Origin of the sequence: Methylobacterium sp. J-068 (assembly GCF_022829445.1) — a bacterium.
Lineage (GTDB): Bacteria > Pseudomonadota > Alphaproteobacteria > Rhizobiales > Beijerinckiaceae > Methylobacterium.
The window spans coordinates 82,352-100,037 of the sequence record NZ_JAKSXY010000092.1 but is presented as its reverse complement, the minus strand read 5'-3'; the positions used below and the strand labels follow the sequence as shown (position 1 = coordinate 100,037).

Annotated in this window: 14 protein-coding genes; 7 read left to right on the top strand and 7 right to left on the bottom strand. The window is 64.1% G+C overall.

Annotation, left to right across the window (positions count from 1 at the left end):
* Positions 1 to 51 precede the first annotated feature (51 nt).
* Positions 52 to 2,475, bottom strand: coding sequence for a PAS domain S-box protein (locus MKK54_RS15120; protein ID WP_244012016.1), 2,424 nt, complete (start codon positions 2,473 to 2,475; stop codon positions 52 to 54).
* 359 nt (positions 2,476 to 2,834) lie between these two features.
* On the opposite strand from MKK54_RS15120, the gene MKK54_RS15115 reads away from it, so the two are divergent.
* From MKK54_RS15115 to MKK54_RS15105, 3 genes are read left to right on the top strand one after another with little or no spacing between them, the layout of a single operon-like run.
* Positions 2,835 to 3,959 (top strand): sensor histidine kinase, encoded by a 1,125-nt coding sequence (locus MKK54_RS15115; protein ID WP_244012015.1) that lies wholly within the window; start codon positions 2,835 to 2,837, stop codon positions 3,957 to 3,959.
* Positions 3,943 to 4,368, top strand: a complete 426-nt coding sequence (locus MKK54_RS15110) for a response regulator (RefSeq protein WP_244012014.1) — start codon at positions 3,943 to 3,945, stop codon at positions 4,366 to 4,368. Before MKK54_RS15115 ends, MKK54_RS15110 begins: the two co-directional genes overlap by 17 nt.
* An 8-nt stretch (positions 4,369 to 4,376) precedes the next feature.
* On the top strand, positions 4,377 to 5,582 hold the full coding sequence (locus tag MKK54_RS15105; RefSeq protein ID WP_244012013.1) for a hybrid sensor histidine kinase/response regulator: 1,206 nt from the start codon (positions 4,377 to 4,379) through the stop codon (positions 5,580 to 5,582).
* 263 nt (positions 5,583 to 5,845) lie between these two features.
* On the opposite strand, the gene MKK54_RS15100 is transcribed toward MKK54_RS15105, so the two are convergent.
* The 6 genes from MKK54_RS15100 to MKK54_RS15075 form a co-directional block, all read right to left on the bottom strand.
* Positions 5,846 to 6,016, bottom strand: coding sequence for a hypothetical protein (locus MKK54_RS15100; RefSeq protein WP_244012012.1), 171 nt, complete (start codon positions 6,014 to 6,016; stop codon positions 5,846 to 5,848).
* 87 nt (positions 6,017 to 6,103) lie between these two features.
* The gene (locus MKK54_RS15095; protein ID WP_244012011.1) at positions 6,104 to 8,863 is read right to left on the bottom strand and encodes an SNF2-related protein; all 2,760 of its coding nucleotides are present in this window, start codon (positions 8,861 to 8,863) and stop codon (positions 6,104 to 6,106) included.
* Between the two features lie 203 nt (positions 8,864 to 9,066).
* The gene (locus tag MKK54_RS15090; RefSeq protein ID WP_244012010.1) at positions 9,067 to 9,360 is read right to left on the bottom strand and encodes a hypothetical protein; all 294 of its coding nucleotides are present in this window, start codon (positions 9,358 to 9,360) and stop codon (positions 9,067 to 9,069) included.
* Between the two features lie 663 nt (positions 9,361 to 10,023).
* A complete protein-coding gene (locus MKK54_RS15085) occupies positions 10,024 to 10,284 on the bottom strand; it encodes a hypothetical protein (protein WP_244012009.1) in 261 nt (86 codons plus the stop codon).
* Positions 10,285 to 10,662: 378 nt separating this feature from the next.
* Positions 10,663 to 11,064, bottom strand: a complete 402-nt coding sequence (locus tag MKK54_RS15080; protein ID WP_244012008.1) for a hypothetical protein — start codon at positions 11,062 to 11,064, stop codon at positions 10,663 to 10,665.
* Between the two features lie 1,367 nt (positions 11,065 to 12,431).
* A complete protein-coding gene (locus MKK54_RS15075; protein WP_244012007.1) occupies positions 12,432 to 13,409 on the bottom strand; it encodes a hypothetical protein in 978 nt (325 codons plus the stop codon).
* A gap of 824 nt (positions 13,410 to 14,233) precedes the next feature.
* On the opposite strand from MKK54_RS15075, the gene MKK54_RS15070 reads away from it, so the two are divergent.
* From MKK54_RS15070 to MKK54_RS15055, 4 genes are all read left to right on the top strand, one after another.
* On the top strand, positions 14,234 to 14,938 hold the full coding sequence (locus MKK54_RS15070) for a hypothetical protein (protein WP_244012006.1): 705 nt from the start codon (positions 14,234 to 14,236) through the stop codon (positions 14,936 to 14,938).
* Positions 14,857 to 16,233, top strand: a complete 1,377-nt coding sequence (locus MKK54_RS15065; RefSeq protein ID WP_244012005.1) for an N-acetylmuramidase domain-containing protein — start codon at positions 14,857 to 14,859, stop codon at positions 16,231 to 16,233. The genes MKK54_RS15070 and MKK54_RS15065 overlap by 82 nt, the downstream gene beginning before the upstream one ends.
* The gene (locus tag MKK54_RS15060) at positions 16,233 to 16,559 is read left to right on the top strand and encodes a hypothetical protein (protein WP_244012004.1); all 327 of its coding nucleotides are present in this window, start codon (positions 16,233 to 16,235) and stop codon (positions 16,557 to 16,559) included. The genes MKK54_RS15065 and MKK54_RS15060 overlap by 1 nt, the downstream gene beginning before the upstream one ends.
* 196 nt (positions 16,560 to 16,755) lie before the next feature.
* The gene (locus MKK54_RS15055; protein ID WP_244012003.1) at positions 16,756 to 17,256 is read left to right on the top strand and encodes a hypothetical protein; all 501 of its coding nucleotides are present in this window, start codon (positions 16,756 to 16,758) and stop codon (positions 17,254 to 17,256) included.
* The last annotated feature ends 430 nt before the right edge of the window (positions 17,257 to 17,686 follow it).

The window sequence follows — 17,686 nt, the reverse complement described above, 5'->3', positions numbered from 1 at the left end:
TGAGCGCGTCAGAGCACCGCGTCCGGTGGTGGGCTTACCGGGGCCGGGGCGCTAGCCCGGGCGCGAGGCGGCTCGCTCCACGGCCATCCTCAGGATGCGAGACAGGTCCGCGACGGAATACGGCTTCCTCAGCAACTCGAACCCGTGTGACCCTCGCGCCGCGAGCACGTCGCTGTAGCCTGAGGCCAGCACCACCGGCAGGCCCGGTTGCCGGCGCCGGATCTCGCAGGCAAGGTCGATCCCGTTCATCCCCGGCATCACCACGTCGGAGAACACGACCTCGAACCGGTACGGGATGCGTTCGAGTTCGAGCAACGCCCTCTCGGCGTCCACGGCCCACACCGTGCGGTAGCCGAGTTCCTCCAGCGCCTGGGCGGCGAAGGCGCCGACCTCCTGGTTGTCCTCGACCAGCAGGACGCAGGTCCCGTGCCCGTCCGCCAGCGGGGCGGGTTCGGGGGCCTCGCCCTCGGGGACGGCGGTGGCCGAGGCGCGCGGGAGGTACAGGGTGAAGGCGGCCCCCGCGCCCGGGCGGCTCTCGGCGACGACCTCGCCGCCGGACTGCTTGGCGAAGCCGAACACCTGGCTGAGACCGAGGCCCGTCCCCTGCCCGACGCCCTTGGTGGTGAAGAACGGCTCGAAGATCCGGTCGAGCACGTCCGGGGCGATGCCCGGCCCGGTGTCGGCGACCGAGACGGCGACGAAATCGCCTCGCAAGGCAGGATGGGCTCGCACGGCCGGCACCATGCTCGCGGTTCGCACCCGGATGGCGATGCGGCCCTCGCCCCGCATCGCATCGCGGGCGTTGACCACCATGTTGACCAGGGCGGTGTCGAACTGGCTCGGGTCGGCGTCGACGAGGCACGGGACCTCCCGGCCTCGCGCATCCCGGAACGGGTCGACGTGCGTCTCGACATGGATGCGCGATCCCGTCAGCGTACGCACCATGTCCGAGACCGAGGCGACGCCCCGCCCGACGTCGAACACCTCGGGCCGAAGCGCCTGGCGGCGGGCGAAGGCCAACAGCTGGCCCGTCAGCTTGGCGGCGCGGTCGACCGTGTCCGATATGGCATCGACGTAGCGGATCCGGCGCTCCTCGGCGAGGTTCGGCCGCTTCAGCAGGTCGGTGGACGACTTGATGACCGTGAGCAGGTTGTTGAAGTCGTGCGCGACCCCTCCCGTGAGCTGGCCCACCGCCTCCAACTTCTGGCTCTGGCGAAGCTGTTCCTCCAGGGTTTTGCGCTCGGTGACGTCCCGGCCGGCTGCGTAGAAATGGTCGCCGCGCGGGATCGCGTACCAGGACAGCCAGCGGAAGCCGCCGTCGCGCGTCCGCATGCGCACGTCGAGGTCGTCGAGCACGATCCCGTTCACGAGGTCCCCGAACACCGCTTGCACGGAGGCGAGGTCCTCGGGATGGATGAACGCGTCGAACGTCGCGCCGACGAGTTCGTCCTCGGACCAACCGAGCATCTCGGTCCAGGCCGGGTTCACCGAGCGGTAGTGACCGTCGAAGCCGCAGACCAGGAACAGGTCGCGGCTCGTGCGCCAGACCATGTCGCGCTCGTCCGTCCGCTCGCGGGCGGTGTCCTCCAGGACCCGCTCGGCCTCACGCCGCTCGGTGATGTCGTTGAACAGGATGGCAACCCGCCGCCGGGCGGCCTCGCCGATACGCAGGGCGTGGACGTCGAACCACCGGCCCATCGCCACCGCGCCGCTCTCGAAGCGCGTCGGACGGCCGGTCAGGGCGACCTCACCGTAGGCGTCCTTCCACGATTGCTCCAGACCGGGGATCACCTCGCTGACCCAGCGTCCGGCAACGTCCCGGAGCCCGGTGTGGCTCTCGAACGCAGGGTTGACCTCGACGAAGCGGTAGTCAACGGCGCGGTTGGCCGCGTCGTAGCGCATCTCGACGATGCAGAAGCCGGCGTCGACGGCCTCGAACAGGGTCCGGTAGCGGGCCTCGCTCTCGGCGAGCCGGCCTTCCTCGGTGCGGAAGCGGGTGACGTCGAGCTGGCTCGCGAAGAAGTAGCGCAGGCGCCCGTCCGGATCGAAGACGGGGCTGACGTACAGTTCGTTGCGGAAGGGCGTGCCGTCGCGGTGGTAGTTCACGATCTCGACGACCACGTCACGACATGCCGCGATGGCGTCGCGGACCTTGGCGACGTCGGCCGGGTCCGTGTCCGGCCCCTGGAGGAAGCGGCAGTTGCGTCCGATCAGGTCCTCCGCTCCGTAACCGCAGAGTTCCTGGAATGCGCGGTTGGCGAAGACGATGGGGTTGTCGGGCAGGTTGGGGTCGGTGACGATCTGCGGCATGCGAGTCTTCTCCGCCGCGGTGAACAGCAGATTGGTCCCGGCCGCCGAGGTGCGCTCCGCACCGACCGGGGCGTGGACATGGCCCTCGTTGCGTGCCCGCAACCGTTCGATCTCCGCCTCGGCCGCCCCGAGCCGGCGCCGCAACTCGTCGTTCTCCGTCGTCATCCACCCGTGCCCCGCCTGGCGTCCCGGAACCTGACCGCCCAGGTCAGAACGGTTGCCGGGGCGATGGGGTCCCGAGACTGGACGCATCGCCCCACGTCCGCGGGAGGACTGAGGTCACCGGAGGTCGGAGCCGCCGGAAAACGCGATGATTCCAATGTTCGCCCTGGGCCGGTCCTACGCTCGCGACAACCTTTCAGGACGACCGGCATCCCCCATTGATGGGCGGGGCGTCCAACATAACGCCGCCGATCCCTCGCCGTGGAAATGATGCCGATGACGGCGACCCGCTTCCCGTGTAAGCGTCTGTCGGGTCACACATCCGGGCCTCAGCGGCCATCCACGACGAGGGAGGCTTTCGCGTGGAGCGAGCCGCGAACCTGACCACGGACGACTTCCGCGCCCTTGCGGACGCACTGCCGCAGATGGCGTGGATCGCCGAGTCGAACGGCGACATCATCTGGTACAACCGACGCTGGTACGACTACACAGGCACGACCATCGAGCAGATGCGCGGATGGGGTTGGCGGGACGTCCACCACCCCGACCACGTCGAGCGGGTCGTGGCGCGCATCACCGAGTCCTTCCAGACCGGCGAGCCCTGGAAGGACACCTTCCCGCTGCGCGGCGCGGACGGTGGGTACCGCTGGTTCCTGTCGCTGGCCATGCCCCACCGCGGACCGGACGGGCACATCGTGCACTGGTACGGGACCAACACCGACATCACCGAGCGCAAGGGCATGGAGCGACGCCTCGCTAGGCACGCCATCGACCTTCGCCGATCCAACGAGGAACTTGAGCAGTTCGCCTACGTCGCCTCGCACGACCTCAAGGCCCCGCTGCGCGGCATCGAGAACCTCGTCGGCTGGATCGAGGAGGACCTCGAAGGCGCGCTGACCGGCGACGTCCAGAAGAACATGGAGCTTCTCAAGAGCCGGGTCCGCCGCCTCGACAGCCTGCTCGACGATCTCCTGGCCTACTCGCGCGCGGGTCGAGGCGAGGTCGTCCTCGACCGGATCGAAACGAGGAAGCTGGTCGAGGAGCTCTCCGTCCTGGTCAGCCCGCCCGAGGGGTTCACGGTGACGGCGGACGCCTCGTTGCCGACCCTGCGGACGGCGCGCGCGCCCCTGACGCAAGCCTTGCAGAACCTGATCGGGAACGCCATCAAGCATCACGATAGGCCCGCCGAGGGACGTATTCGCGTCACGGCCGAAACCCATGGGGATTCGGTCGAGTTCGTCGTCACCGACGACGGGCCGGGCATCCCCGAGCAGTTCCGCGAGCGTGTGTTCGGCATGTTCCAGACGCTCAGGCCCCGCGACGAGGTCGAGGGCAGCGGTATGGGGCTGGCCATCGTGCGCAAGCTGGTCGACCGCCAGGGCGGAAAGGTCTGGCTCGCGGACGGGACGGACGGGCGCGGCCTGGCGGTGCATTTCACGTGGCCGCCCGACGGCGGGAAGGGACAGGCGGATGGGGTCGACAGTTAACATCCTGCTGGTCGACGACGACGAGGTCGACGTCCAGGGGCTCAAGCGCGCCTTCAAGAAGAGCAAGATCGGCAACCCGATCACGGTGGCCCGTGACGGCGTCGAGGCGCTGGAGATCCTGCGCGGGCAGAACGAGCACGCCCCGCTCCCGAAGCCGCACCTGATCCTCCTCGACCTCAACATGCCGCGCATGAACGGCATCGAGTTCCTTGAGGCGGTGCGCGCCGACGACGAGCTGCGCTCCGCCGTGGTGTTCATGATCACCACGTCCAAGGCCGACGAGGACCGGATGCGCGCATACGGGCACAACGTGGCCGGCTACATCGTCAAGCGGGACCCTGCCAACACGTTCATGGAGGCGGTCGCCCTGCTGGAGCACTATTGGAAGGTGGTCGAGTTCCCAACCTAGGCCCTGCCGTGGCGACACCGACCCGCATCCTGCTCATCGACGACGACGCGGTCGACCGGACCGCCGTCCGGCGCGCGCTGGCCAAGTCCGGACTGGACCATGTCCTGACGGAGGCGTCGGGCGGCGAGGAGGGCCTGCGTCTCGCCGGGAGCTCGGCCTTCGACTGCGTTCTGCTCGATTACCGGCTTCCCGGCATCGACACGTTCGCCCTGCTCGACGCCCTGCTCTCGGCCGAGGGGGAGGCGCGCGCCGTGCTGATGCTGACCGGCGAGGCCGATCAGGACCTCGCCGCGCGGCTGATGCGGGCCGGCGCGCTCGACTACCTGGCCAAGGCCGAGGTCACCCCCTCCGGCCTCGCCCGGGCGATCCGCTACGCCGGGGCGCGCCGCGCCTTCCAGGCGGAACTCGCGGCGGCCCGGCGCGAGGCGGAGGCGAAGTCGCTGGAGCTCGACACCCTGAACCGGCAGAAGTCGCTGCTGTTCTCGATCATCGCCCACGACCTTCGCAATCCGTTCCAGGGGTTACTCGGCCTGTCCGAGGTGCTGGGGAAGGCCGTGGTCGAGCGGGACCATGCGTCCATCGAGCGTCGCGCCCGTGGCATCCACGATGCGGCGTCCCAGGCCTACGCCCTGCTCGACAGCCTGTTCGCCTGGGCGAGCGCTCAGATGGATACGCTGACCGTGACGCTCGGTCCCGTGGAGCTCGACGCGGTGGCCGCCGAGGTGATGCAGGCCGCGGGCGAACAGGCGTCGGACAAGGGGCTGACGCTCCGGGCGGAGACCTGCGGGCTCTGCGTGGTCGGTCAGCGCGACATGCTGGCGACCGTCCTGCGCAATCTCGTGAGCAACGCGATAAAGTTCACCTTGCCGGGAGGCGCGATCACGGTCGCAGCGGCCGGTGTCGCTGGCGGGGTCGAGATCACCGTCTCGGACACGGGTCTGGGCATGTCGCCGGGCAAGCTCGACGACCTGTTTCGGCTGGACCGCCGCGTCACCACGAACGGAACCGCAGGCGAACGAGGCAGCGGGCTCGGCCTTCTGCTGTGCCGAGACCTGGTCGAGCGCCAGGGCGGACGCCTCGACGTGCGCAGCGTCCTGAAGCGCGGCACCAACTTCGGCTTCGTCCTGCCTCGGGTGTCCGACGGGGCGGATGGCGCCCTGGGGCGGGACCCAGGCGCGTACCCGTCCGAGATCAAGGCCGAACCCGGCAAATGAGCTTCATTGAATCCTGCCATCGGACCAGGATCGGCGGTCCATCCAGGGAAAATCACCCGGATGGCGGGTCATCCGCAAGTTCGATACTGAACCTTGGCTCTTCCCGGCCGTGCGGCTTGCCACCCGGACCTCGGTCGCGTCACGGTAACATGCGGTTGCCGGCAACGAACCGCAGCACATCGCGTTGAGGCCCGCATCGAAAGTAGGCCCAAAGACAGACCCAGCAGCCGGCATCCTGCAGCGACGGAGAGGCTGCCGGGCCACTAGTCACGGGCGTAGGGCCGCTTCTCGGCGGTGGTCCCTGTCGCAGAGCTCCCTCTTAAAAACTCAAGCTCAAGAGCCTGCCGGCCGACGAGCCGTTCGAGCGCGGCGATGTGCGCCTCGTAGGCTTGCATCGTGTCGTCGTCGAACGTGTCAGTCTCGTACTTCTGCACCCACTTAGGAGCGAGGGCGACCAGGTGAGGAAGAGCGCATCCTGGCACCGAGGCGCCACCTCGCCCTCGACGTGTTTAACAATTTTCTCAAACAACTTCCCACCTAAGCGTGAAAAGAGGCAGCAAATCGGCGCTGATCTTCAAGCTTAATGCCATTTTGTCTAAATTTTCTTGCGCGGATTCTTGTATCTTCTTTCGCCGCGTCATTGTTTCCATTTCAAACACGTCTGAGGCATGCTTCAACATTCCAATTCGCTTGCGTTCCTTGATAGCATCTTCAGGGCTGATGGAGGTATTCGTCCTAAGCGACTTCTGGGCGGTCTTTATTTCCGCGTTAAGCGCTTTCGATTTTTCCTTGGCAGAACGGATTAAATCATCTGCTTGGGCCTCAAGGTGCTTATCCTCTTCCTCTAACCACTGAGTATTGAGCGACAGCGCCTCTTCTGTTCGTAGAATTTCGTGCTTCTGCTCCAAGGTTTTGAATTTATCGCTTGGAAGTTTTGACAGAGTAAGCCCATTGTAGTCTCCCGGTGTGAGGAATAAATGTTCCACAGTTTCTGGGGCGACTTCAACACCATCATCTGTCATAGCCGCAAACACAAAAACCTCGCGCGGCGCTTGTGATTCGGCCTCGGTTCGCAGGACAAGGCAGGAGACTCGTATCCAGCCAGCCTGACCCTTGAGGCGGTCCACATCCGCGAATCCAGGAAAGCCCAGAACACGAAGGCGTTCGCTGTCGAATACGACCTGACCAGCAGGCAGATCTCGAGTTGCTGCGCGTGCAACGATGTCGGACGCCATTTCCCCGTCTCCGAGCCGGAAAAAACGCCAACCTCGCTCGTCGGCAGTCGCCCAATCGGTTGTCCATGTCACGCCGTCCAGATCGAAGCAGCGCCCGTTCTCGGAATGAAACTGCGCTTCCGGAAGTTCAGCCCGAGCGACAGTGAGTAGCCATTGCTCGAAATCGCTGAGAAGTGCAACGACGGTCTCATTGCGTGCACGCAACTTCGCGACAACTCCTTGATCGAGGTGATCAAAAAGCCTGCGTCGAGCCTTCGACATATCAGAAGCAATGCTCGCGTCGAGAGTTGCTTCAAGTTTTGCGAAGGCATCCTCAATTTCTATGTCGGTTCTGCATGTTTGGGCAATCTCAAGAATATCACGCTCAAAATGAACTCCGGAAGCGATAGCGCCGAGCACATCATCAGATACACCGAACACACCTTCGAAAAGCTTGAACTTGTTTCTCAGAAGCTCGTAAACGCGTTCTTCCACTTTGTTGCGCAAGTTTAGGAAATTTATGACGGTAACGTCGAGTTTCTGACCGTAGCGGTGGCACCGACCGATACGCTGCTCCACGCGCTGAGGATTCCATGGAAGATCAAAGTTGACAAGAAGAGAGCAGAACTGAAGGTTGATTCCCTCTGCGCCGCTTTCAGTTGCGATCAGAATCGATGCTTCTTCGCCTTTGAACGCGTCTACGATAGCCGCTTTCATGTCAGCACTTTTCGAACCTGAAATCGCATCGGAGTTGACTTGCCGCTTTACCCAGTCTCTGTAGACTTTCTTACTATGCGGATCAGAATTTGAGCCATTCAGAAGCACGACTTGGCCGTTGAACCCGCCATCGGCCAGAAGTTCCGCAAGATAGATTTGTGTTCTAACACTTTCCGTGAAAACCACAGCCTTTCTTCGACCGCCCTTGCTGACAACATCATTCAATAATGCGGGAAGTTGAGCTACGAGCATTTCTCCCTTCGTGTTGAAGCCAATGCCTCGTGCCAAAGCGAGGTAATGCTCAACCTCGGCAATTTCCGTTTCCGTCGCAGCAAGCGTAGCGTGAACTGAAATGCTTTCTTCTTTTTCTTCGTAGCCCAACTCTTCTCTGGCTTCTGCTATTACCTCGTCTACATCGCCGACATCTACGAGATCGTTCGGGCTTATAGGCTCGCGTTCTTTCAGGCGAGCCAAAACAGTCTCGAGAAACCCTATAATAGCAGCAGTAGATGACCCGAGCGACTTACGCGCTCCGGTGAGCAGAAGCGGGTTTGGCCTACCTCCGAATGCAACGCTCGCCGATCTCTGCAAATAATCCGAAACTCCGTTGTAAAGGTCGACTTCTACATCAGCAGGTTTGAAATTAAACGTCACGACTTTTCGGTTTGTAAAGGAGACGTGACCTGCTTCTTGTACATCTTTTCGGAGATGGCGTTTATATATTGGCCCCAAGCGTGAACGCAGAGCAGTCAGGCCTGTCTCGCTGATTTTGCCTCCATACAGCGTTTGAAAAGTTTCTTTGTCGCCAAAAAAATCAGTGTCAATCATCGATACGAGACCGAACAGCTCCATTAGGCTATTTTGCAACGGTGTAGCCGTAAGAAGAATTTTGAAACGGCCATTTAAATTCTCTCTGAGTTCTTTCGCGCGCGCTGCGCCCGAAGAACGATACACGTTGCGCAAACGGTGCGCTTCATCAAACACAACCAAGTCCCAAGGCGTCAAACCTATTTCGGATGCATTAGCCGCCGCGAATTCATAGGACGTGACAATGACGGCACTCGAATCCTCAAACGGTCTCTTTCCAGAATTTATCGCATCGCGGTAGGATTTAGTTTCTATGATCACGCTGGCGAGGCTAAATTTTTCATGCAGTTCCTGCGACCATTGCTTACGCAGCGAAGCTGGCACCACAAGCAGAATGCGGCGGCGGTTCTCCGCCCATCGCTGTGCAATAACTAAGCTGGCTTCGATAGTTTTCCCCAAACCGACCTCGTCGGCCAAAATCACTCCCTTTGTGATGGGTGAGTGTAGAGCGAAGAGCGCCGCTTCAACTTGATGCGGTTTCATGTCCACCCGAGCCATCGAGAGCGATCTAGCAATCGGAGGGCCTGCCATTCCTGCCAAAGCGAGCCTGCAGGCAGCGAATTTTGAATGGTACTGAGTAAACACGATGAACTCGTTTCGGACAGAGGGAAGAGACGATTGCAGTTAGTTCTACGTACGATACTATGTTCAAAATAATTGAACACAGTTCTCAGACTGAGGTCGCCTCAATCAAGATTCTGGGCGTCCTGGACGAGTTTGCGAAGCAGTTGAAAACTTTCCAGGAAAGTCTTGCCGTGATCCACAAACGCCCTCCCTGGAGCCGTTAGAGGCTCTTCCTTGTCGCTCCGGGCCTTGGCAAAGAGACGAACGTTGAAGGCTGCTTCGACGCGTTTCACTGCTTCCGTAATTGTTGCGCGAGATACTCCGTGTTTTTCAGCGGTACGACTGCGCGCACCACGGGGCTGTTTGCTGACTATATCCGCTGCGTCCCATACCATCTGAACATCTATCATGCGCATGGCGGCCTCACTTACAGAGGGCGTTGGCCGCCCCGAAGCACGTCCGGATAGGGGGTCGAGCCGACTTTCAAAGTTGACTAAAACTCTCTTCATGATCACCTCACACGTACATCGTTCCGGCAACAGGCATTTCGCCTTTTGGAAACCTCTTTGGCTAACTGTGCTTAAGTTCAGGTCAACGACTGGCGCTGGGCTAGCCTTATCAGCGTGAACGAGGCTATCTAAGTCGCCCTCAGACCTATGGATCGGGCGCAACAGAACCTCATGTCCATAGAGGACGCTGCACGTGGCAAGCGGCACGAACGGCTGCGCGATTGCTTGGAGCTCCGGGGAAAGCGATCCGGGCTCCTTCGTTGATCGGCGAGCACTACAGTTTCCTGACCTCTCGCATTTTTGCTGTTCCTCGGCGGAGCGCAGTCCTTAATGTCTGACGCGCAAGTTAGGGGCTCGCCGTAGCGGCGAGTTTGACCTATGCCCGACGCACGCCGAGGCCTTTGCAGATTAGCTGCTTGACCCACCCGACGGCGGTCTTCTTTTCGTTCCAGTCATGCTGCTGGTGCCGTTGTCGGTGCCGGGTCGGGTTCTCCTGAACATCTCGAACAAAGGTAGAAATGTGATTCAGGTAGCCAGAAGTTGGTATTGTCTCCATTGAGCTCAGCCAGCCTATTCACGATTGAGAACGAATTTTGCCGGGGGCGGGCGCTTTTCCAACCACGCGGTCGCGCGTTCCGCGTTTTTGCCATGGCGCTGGTTCGGGCTGGCGTTCGCATCCCAAAGGCGGTCGGCCTGGTTCGTTGTGATGTTGCCGTCGGGCATTAGCACCACGGTGATAAGGCCGGAGGCGATGGCCTTTCTCACCGCCTTCGGCGTCACGCCCCGACGCGTCGCATAGGCCAGCTGCGACAGGCCGATCTGAAACTTCATAGACAGTCACCATGGGGACCCGGGTCCTCGCCTCGGTCGCTATCCCGGAAACTTAGGTCTCATCCCATGCCGGATCTTCGGCGACATGGGTATCGGCTGAAGAGCCAGCCCATGCATCGGGTGCATGTGGTTCTTCTGACCAAAGGGCCAACCCATCTACCGGAAATATGGAATCCCTTGATCCGGTGCCGTTTGCCGGCGACGTTTCGTCGGAGGGGACCCGGCCAGGGAAGGCTGCTGAGGCGTGGGGATTCCCCGAGGCTACCGAGTGCGTCGAGACCGCCTCGACCCCGCCCTGGGGCCTTCGCCAGCGGGGTGGGGACCTCGTTTTCAGGCTGGCCCAAGCGCGGGCCCGCGCCCAATGCTTCCCGTGGGATTTCATCTCGCCAGGGAGGCCCGCATGGGGGACCTCCCCCCACCACCCGCAGCCCCACCGCCTTGCCCTGAGCACCAGCAGGTCCACGCTTGAAGGTCCATGCATAGCTGTGCATGCGCCACGATGGCCTGCCCGAGGATCGCCTCGGCATGCCGGAGCACGAGACGGTTCGGGCTGGCCTCGGGCACGGCCTTGGCCATGGCCTCCACCGCTGCCATGGCATCCATGCCCATGGCCATGAGGGCCACGAGGCCGAGGGCTGGCGCACGCCCCAGGCCTGCCTCGCAATGGATGAGCAGGCGCTCGGCCCCATGGCCATCCCCATGGCCATCCCCATGGATGAGCCCATACCGTCCCATGGTGGCCAGCAGCCCATTGACATGGGCCGCCATGGGGATCGCCATGGGCCTCATGGGGCTTTGATGGGCTTTCATGGGACGACCATGGGCGACGCGTCCAATGCCACCCCCGGCCTGACCGGCGTGCTCGCGATCCTGAAACACCATGCTGGTCCATGGGCCGTCCCATGGTCTCCCCATGGTCTCCCTATGGGACGCGATGGGCTGCTGATGGAGACGACGACGTCCGGTCGCCATGAGGCGATGGCGTCCAGCAGGGCGGCGCGGGAGGTGATGGCGAGGTGGGGCATGCCCATGGATGGGGCTGCGGGCACCTGCAACGGACAACCCCCGAGGGGTGGTGGCCACGGCCTAAGGCGAGCTTAGGCCGCCACATGAACCATCGGACCATTCACCCGATGGCGCCCCCAACACGGGACGCTTCATAACCAACGATTTCACCAACAGTTGTTGGTGAAACACGTTGGTGAAATGGGCATGCATGGAGGCGGCATCACGCATGCCCAGACATGAAGAGACCCCCCACCGTTGCCGGTGAGGGGTCTTCGAGGATGTGGTGCATCGCATCGAGCCCGAGAGCCCCTGTATATTATCAGTTCGCTCGCAATAGACAACGTCTATTGAAGCGCTGACGGGTTTCCTCGCGCTGTCTCGCCGCCTCCCGGCGATCCAAAAAATTCAACGACCGCCCTCATGGAGGAAGGAGGCGCCAGCACAGCACGGGGCATCGGCATCGTAGGCCTGACCATCTCCGCAACGGGCTCCACCACGGGCGGCGACTGAGGAGTATGACGAGGCGCAGGAACGGTCGCCACCGGCCTTACCTTGACCGGGGCGGGGGAATCCTTCCTGGGAGGCAGAGGCGCCCACTGACCCCGCACGGAGGCAGGAGGAGGCGCAGATTCCCGGACGAGCGCAGCGGCGGCAGCGGCAGCAGCAGCCGCCTCGGCCTCGGCACGGAGCTCTTCACGTGCGGCCTGGAGGAAGGGTGGCAGGGGGGGACGGGTAGAAGCGGCAGCGTCGACCACGGGTGCGGGAGGAGAAAGAGGGGCCGGAGAAGGGGCAGCCATAGAGACCACGGGACGGGGAGAGGTAGGCCGGGGTGCGGGTCGCCTCACAGCCAGGACGGGGCGGAACGACGCCTCCGGACCGGGGGTATCAAGAAGGGATCGCGGATCACCTAACCCCTCCGGGGAAGAGCTATCCAGACCCTCCGGGGAAGGAGCGGTCTCCATACCGGTAGGACCGCCCAGAGCCTCCGGGAGCGGGGTCTCTAAGAGGGATAAGGTATTCCCCCGGTCCTCCGGAAGAGGGGCGATCTCGGGCTCCGCAGAGGAGGTCTCCTCCAAGGAAGGAAGAGAGCTCCGCTCCGATGTCGCGCCCCCCGAGGGGGTATATCGGATCGATTGGTCCTAAACCCCTGAAGAGACAGGAGAAATGGTCGAAATCGTGTGGGCCAAAACGTCCCCCATTATTGCGGTCACGGCGGCCTTTCTGGACCCCGGTGCGACGAACGAGTCGTGGACGGGCAGGACCGGGATAGCCTCGGCGCGACACCTCGTCATGACCTGCTGGGCCATGCGGGAATCGACTGCCATGAGGCGGATGCCGGCGTCGGACCCGATGTCCCCGGCGATGGCCGGGTTAGCCTTCTTGACGGCCTCGACGATCCGACGGGTCTCAGCAGGCCCGTAGGGCCATGCGGGTGAGCCATCGCCTTTCACATCGCGACGCTTCTTCAGGAGGGCCTGGATCGCGCTGTTCAGGGTCGGGGCGTTGATGGACACGTTGAGCGCCAGTTTTCCGGCGGACCTGTCCCAGCCCTGGAGCTCGTAGGGATCGTGCTGCAGGACGATGCCGCGCATGGCGTATAGCAGCGTGGGGTGGAGGCAGGCGAAATCGGGCTCGATGCAGATCTCGCCATTTATCAGAAGTTCGGCCCTCCGCGACTTGGGCAGGTTCTGCCACCACCCGTACCAGCGCCCGTGCCGGTCCCACCGCCCCCGCCCGAAAACGCGGAAGACCTCGGGGCTCGGCGTCGGGCGGACGCATGTCCAGGTCTCTCTCCCGTCCTTGATCTTGCGCGCACGGATGTGGTGCTGGGTGTGCTGCCAGTCGTCGGGGTTGGCGTCGGCGCTGATTCCGACTTCGATGGTGCCGAGGTAGCTATTGATGTCCTCGACCTCGGCCACGAGGCGCCGGGTCTGCGCGGTCTCGCGGAAGTCGACGCGGGTGCCGGCCTCATCCTTCAAGACGATGGGGCAGCGGGTTCCGACGTGCAGCAGGTCGACGCCTTGGGCGAGACGGATGAGTTTGTCCGTCGCGATCACGCGAGACTGGAAGCCGTGCGTTAGGTGCGAGCCCGGCTTCGACCTCATCTCCTCGATCATGCCGGCCTCGGCGATCTCGGCGACGGCGAGCCTGACGTTCGAGTAGGAGTAATCAGTCCCCTCGTACCGGCCTTCGGCTGCGTAGAAATCCCGCGACCGGGAATAGGAGACCCAGGGCCGGTCGGAATCCGCGGCGAGGACCAGGGAGGCGAGGAAGCTGTCGCGAGCCCGCTTGTAGGAGGAGCGACCGAGTTCAGCGAGGCCGGCTCGCTCGGCGATGGCGCTCGGCGCGCGCCAATGAAAATCGAGGGCGCGGGCGTTAGTACAACGGGGATCGAAATTCATGGGGGGATGGGCTCTCTGGCCCGCGACAGGCACCACACCGCCACGGATCGAGCATTCTCCCCCTGGATTTGCCCTGCTACCAGAGTGGCTTAGCTACCCCTTGACGCCCCTAGAAATGCGAGGGGCAGCATGGAACCTCATGGGCAGAAAACGGGATCTGAGCCACGAGAACTGGGTGAGTTTCGACTGGGCTGAGGAATCCGACCCTCGACTCTGGCGATGGGCTGGCGAAGCTGCCAGGTGCGCTCATTGCGAAGAAATATATTTGACGGTCGAGGAGGGCCGTTCTGACATTTCATGGGCCGATGCATGGCTCCCATGGGGCGTCATGGAGCGTCCAGCGTCGGATGCATGACCGTGTTGAGGACAGTGGATTCGGTCCATGGCCGACGGTGCCCGGAACGCCCGTCAAGCACTTGACGTGTCCTACCTACTGGAAGGTAGGCGAATCGGGCGTGATTCCATAGACTTGCGGCGTCTCCTTGAGCCCGAGGTCTGTAGATGAGTGCGGTGCGTGCGTCTCCCACACGTACATCAACATGCGCGATGCGGTGGTCGAGGCCAGCCTCGATCATATCCGGGAACAAGGGCTGACGCCGGCGCAAGTGACGAAGCTCATCGCCGAGGCGCCGTCCGAGCTGCCTCGTCAGATCAACGGCGAGGTGCATGCGGCCGCCCAGGCCCGCATCGAGGCCAAGGGCTATCACCCGTCCGAGATCGCCCAGAACGTCCCCTCGGTTCGACGGGAATTCGTCAAGAGGTTCATGGCCGGGCGCGAGCTCGTAAGCCTGGAACGGTCCCTCTCGATCCTGGAAGGCGTCGGTATACGGTGCCGCCTGGTCATCGAGCCCGACGAGAGCATCTCCCCCAGGCGAAAGGCTGATGCCCCCAAGGCCGTCTACGAACGGTGGAAGCCGTCGCACCAGAGCAAAGGGATCTACCGCAAGCGCCGGGAGATCCATTCCCTCAAGGCCCGTGTCCTCGACGGATGGGCCGACGGGCTGAGCCGCCAGGAATGCGCCGAGCTCACCGAGATCGAGCTCGGGTACGTCCATCGCATCATATCGGTCGCGCGCCAGCAGGGCGATCCGCGTGCGAGCCGGCGCCGGGCACCGAACGGGTCCGCCAAGTCAGAAGACGAGTCCGGGCCGGCCTGGGGGTTGTGCGTTGCAGGCCGCGGCCGCCCTCTCCCTGGCACGGTGCCGTCGGGTCCGGGAGCGTCTCTCCCCCTGTCCTGTTCCTGAGGACATTCCCGCCTCCTGGCGGTGCCGGCCTTCCAACATCCCGGAGCCGGGCATGCGCCTCTCACCCGACATCGTCACGGCGGCGAAGCTCGTCGCCCCCCCAGTCCGGCGTCGAGGCGGCATGCCTGCTGACGGTCATCGAGGTCGAGACCGGCGGAAGACCGTTCGAGGCGGCCGACCTCGACCCCTCCGATGGAAACGAGCCGGCCCTTCTGTTCGAGCGCCATGTGTTCCTCAAGCGCCTGAAGGCCCTCGCGCCCGGGCTTGTGGATGAGGCCAAGCGTCAAGGCCTGACGGTGTCGAAGTGGGGCGGCCCCGGCAGCGCGCAGTACGCCGACCAGAAGACCAGCGCGGGGCGCCTTGCTCTGATGGCGAAGGCCGCCGCCCTCCACGCCGAGGCCGCGTACCAGAGCGCAAGCTTCGGGCTCTTCCAGGTCATGGGCTTCAACTACACCGCCTGCGGATTCCCCAGCGCCGTCGCGATGCATGCCGCCCTGACCCGGGGCGGCGTCGCCACCCACCTCGCCGTCGGCATCGCCTTCATGCGGTCCAAGGGCCTGTTGCGGAAGCTCGGCGCCCACGACTGGAAGGCGTTCGCCTCGGGCTACAACGGCACCGCATATAAGAAGAATGCGTACGACGCGAAGCTGGCCGACGCGTTCGCCCGCTGGACAACCGTCCTCCGCGCCGCTCCGGTCTCCCCCGCGGCCGCCGCCGATCCGACCGTCCTCAAGCTGGGCGACCGGGGCCCTCGCGTCCGCGCCCTGCAGGAGACCATCAACGCGTTCGGTATACCGCTTAAGGCCGATGCGGCCTTCGGCCCGGCCACCCGGCGCGCGGTCGCGGCCGCCCAAGTCGAACTCGGCCAGACCGGCACCGGCATCGCCGACATGACCTTCGTTACCGCCATCGAGGCCGCCCCGGCGATCAGCCGCGGCGCCTGTGAGGTCGCCAGCAAGAAAGAGATCAAGGAGGCCTCGCAGCCGGCCCGGATCGGGGACAACATCAAGGTGGCCGGTCAGGTCGGCCTTGGCACGGTCGCCACTTACCAGGCCTACGCCTCGACGGTGACGGATACCGCATCGCAGGTTCAGTCCAGCGTCGATCAGGCCCGTGCCGCGAAGGAGACGGTGACCTCCATCGTCGGCGAGGGCTTCATGTCGACCGCCGGGATCTGGGTCGTGGCCCACTGGCAGGCCATCGCCCTCGCCGCGGCGTGCGCCACCGCCGTCTACGTCGGGAGCCAACTCGTCCGGTGCGCGGTGGCGAACTACCGCGCAGGGCGGGCCGCCTGATGACCGAGGTCCTCACGTACGTCCCGGCCGGCATCGTCCTCGGGATCGCCCTGGCCCTAGTGTTCTCGCCTCTCGGGGGAATCGTGCTCGGCCTGCTGGCCTCGTCGAAGGTGGCGCGCTGGATCGCGGCCGCCGGCGCCGGCGCCGTCGTCCTCGGGATGGTTTTCGCTGCCGGTCGATTCCGCGCGGCCGGGCGCCGGGAAGGCCGCGCCGGTGTCGAGACGGCGAACGCCGCGGCCAAGGCGGACCGGGAGCGCATCGAGGCATCGATAGAGGGGAGGACGGACGATGAGGTCGCCGCCGAGTTGGGGAGGTGGTCCCGATGATCAGGATGTGGACGCTGGCAATCGCCCTGACGTTTTCGTTGGGAGCATGCTCCACGCTGACTGGCGGTCGTGGGGGCGGAAGCTTTTGCGACGTCGAGAAGCCGATCAGGCCCTCGTCGGCCGAGCTCACGGTGATGTCCCCGGCGCGGAAGCGGGAGACCCTCCCGCACAACGAATTTGGGGCCCGGCAGTGCGGGTGGCGCCCATGAACGTCGTCAAAGTCCGCGCGCAGCCGGCGCTGTGGATCTTCACGCCGACGCGTATCATGAAATGGCAGGGGGCGTTCCTCGCCGCCGGTTTCGCCTTGGCACTGCTCCTCGGACCGGTGTTCGACACCGGTGGCCAATGGGCTCGCTTCTCCGAATGGGCGACCAAGAGGGAGTGGGGCGTCGTCATCGGCGTCGTCGCCCTCATCCGAATCGCGGCCCTTCTAATAAATGGCCACTGGCGCAGGACCCCGGCGCTGAGGGCCGGAACGGCGCTCCTCGGCGCCGGGCTGTGGGCGTTCGTCAGCGTGATGTTCATCGTTCCCGACGAGCCGGTCACGACAGGCGTCTTTGTCTACGGCGTCCTGGCCTGGGGCGACCTCGTCAGCGCGTGGTTCGCGGCCCGGGACGCCGCGACTGCTGACTGGCTCTGGAAGAAGGCGATGCGGGAGAACCCGCCCGCCAGGACCTATTGGGAGCCGAGTGCGTGAGTGTCCTCGCTGACCTGTCGACTGCGTTCCTGCATGGTGCCTCCGCCACCTGGGATGTCGTGCGCCCTTACAAGGAGGCGATCTTCGGCCTGCTGACCATCGTCGGCGGCGGTTTCGCTGCTGTCTTCGGTGCCTACCGGAAACAGTCCCGTCGCCCTGAGGAAGCCCTGTCCGAGCCGGCGAACTACGTCCAGCGCCCCAGCCGAGGTGAACTCGCCACGCGCCACCAACGCGTCGACCCAGGCTGCGAGCGGTGCGGTCAAGGCGATGTGGCGGGCGTGTTTGACGGGCATACTCGGGCTGTACCACGATTCACCGTGGCAGGTGTCCCATCGACGCCACCTCGCACTGCGGATTGCCGCCTATGCCTGCAGCCACACGTAGATGTGAGCGCGGTCGATGCCGACGGCGATCAGGTACGTCCGCATCG

What these genes read in the sequence shown, in the direction of transcription:
- MKK54_RS15120 (WP_244012016.1), bottom strand. Translation starts at nt 2,475, where the DNA reads ATGACGACGGAGAACGACGAGTTGCGGCGCCGGCTCGGGGCGGCCGAG.
- MKK54_RS15110 (WP_244012014.1), top strand. Translation starts at nt 3,943, where the DNA reads ATGGGGTCGACAGTTAACATCCTGCTGGTCGACGACGACGAGGTCGAC.
- MKK54_RS15095 (WP_244012011.1), bottom strand. Translation starts at nt 8,863, where the DNA reads ATGAAACCGCATCAAGTTGAAGCGGCGCTCTTCGCTCTACACTCACCC.
- MKK54_RS15090 (WP_244012010.1), bottom strand. Translation starts at nt 9,360, where the DNA reads ATGCGCATGATAGATGTTCAGATGGTATGGGACGCAGCGGATATAGTC.
- MKK54_RS15085 (WP_244012009.1), bottom strand. Translation starts at nt 10,284, where the DNA reads ATGAAGTTTCAGATCGGCCTGTCGCAGCTGGCCTATGCGACGCGTCGG.
- MKK54_RS15080 (WP_244012008.1), bottom strand. Translation starts at nt 11,064, where the DNA reads ATGGCGATCCCCATGGCGGCCCATGTCAATGGGCTGCTGGCCACCATG.
- MKK54_RS15075 (WP_244012007.1), bottom strand. Translation starts at nt 13,409, where the DNA reads ATGATCGAGGAGATGAGGTCGAAGCCGGGCTCGCACCTAACGCACGGC.
- MKK54_RS15070 (WP_244012006.1), top strand. Translation starts at nt 14,234, where the DNA reads ATGCGCGATGCGGTGGTCGAGGCCAGCCTCGATCATATCCGGGAACAA.
- MKK54_RS15060 (WP_244012004.1), top strand. Translation starts at nt 16,233, where the DNA reads ATGACCGAGGTCCTCACGTACGTCCCGGCCGGCATCGTCCTCGGGATC.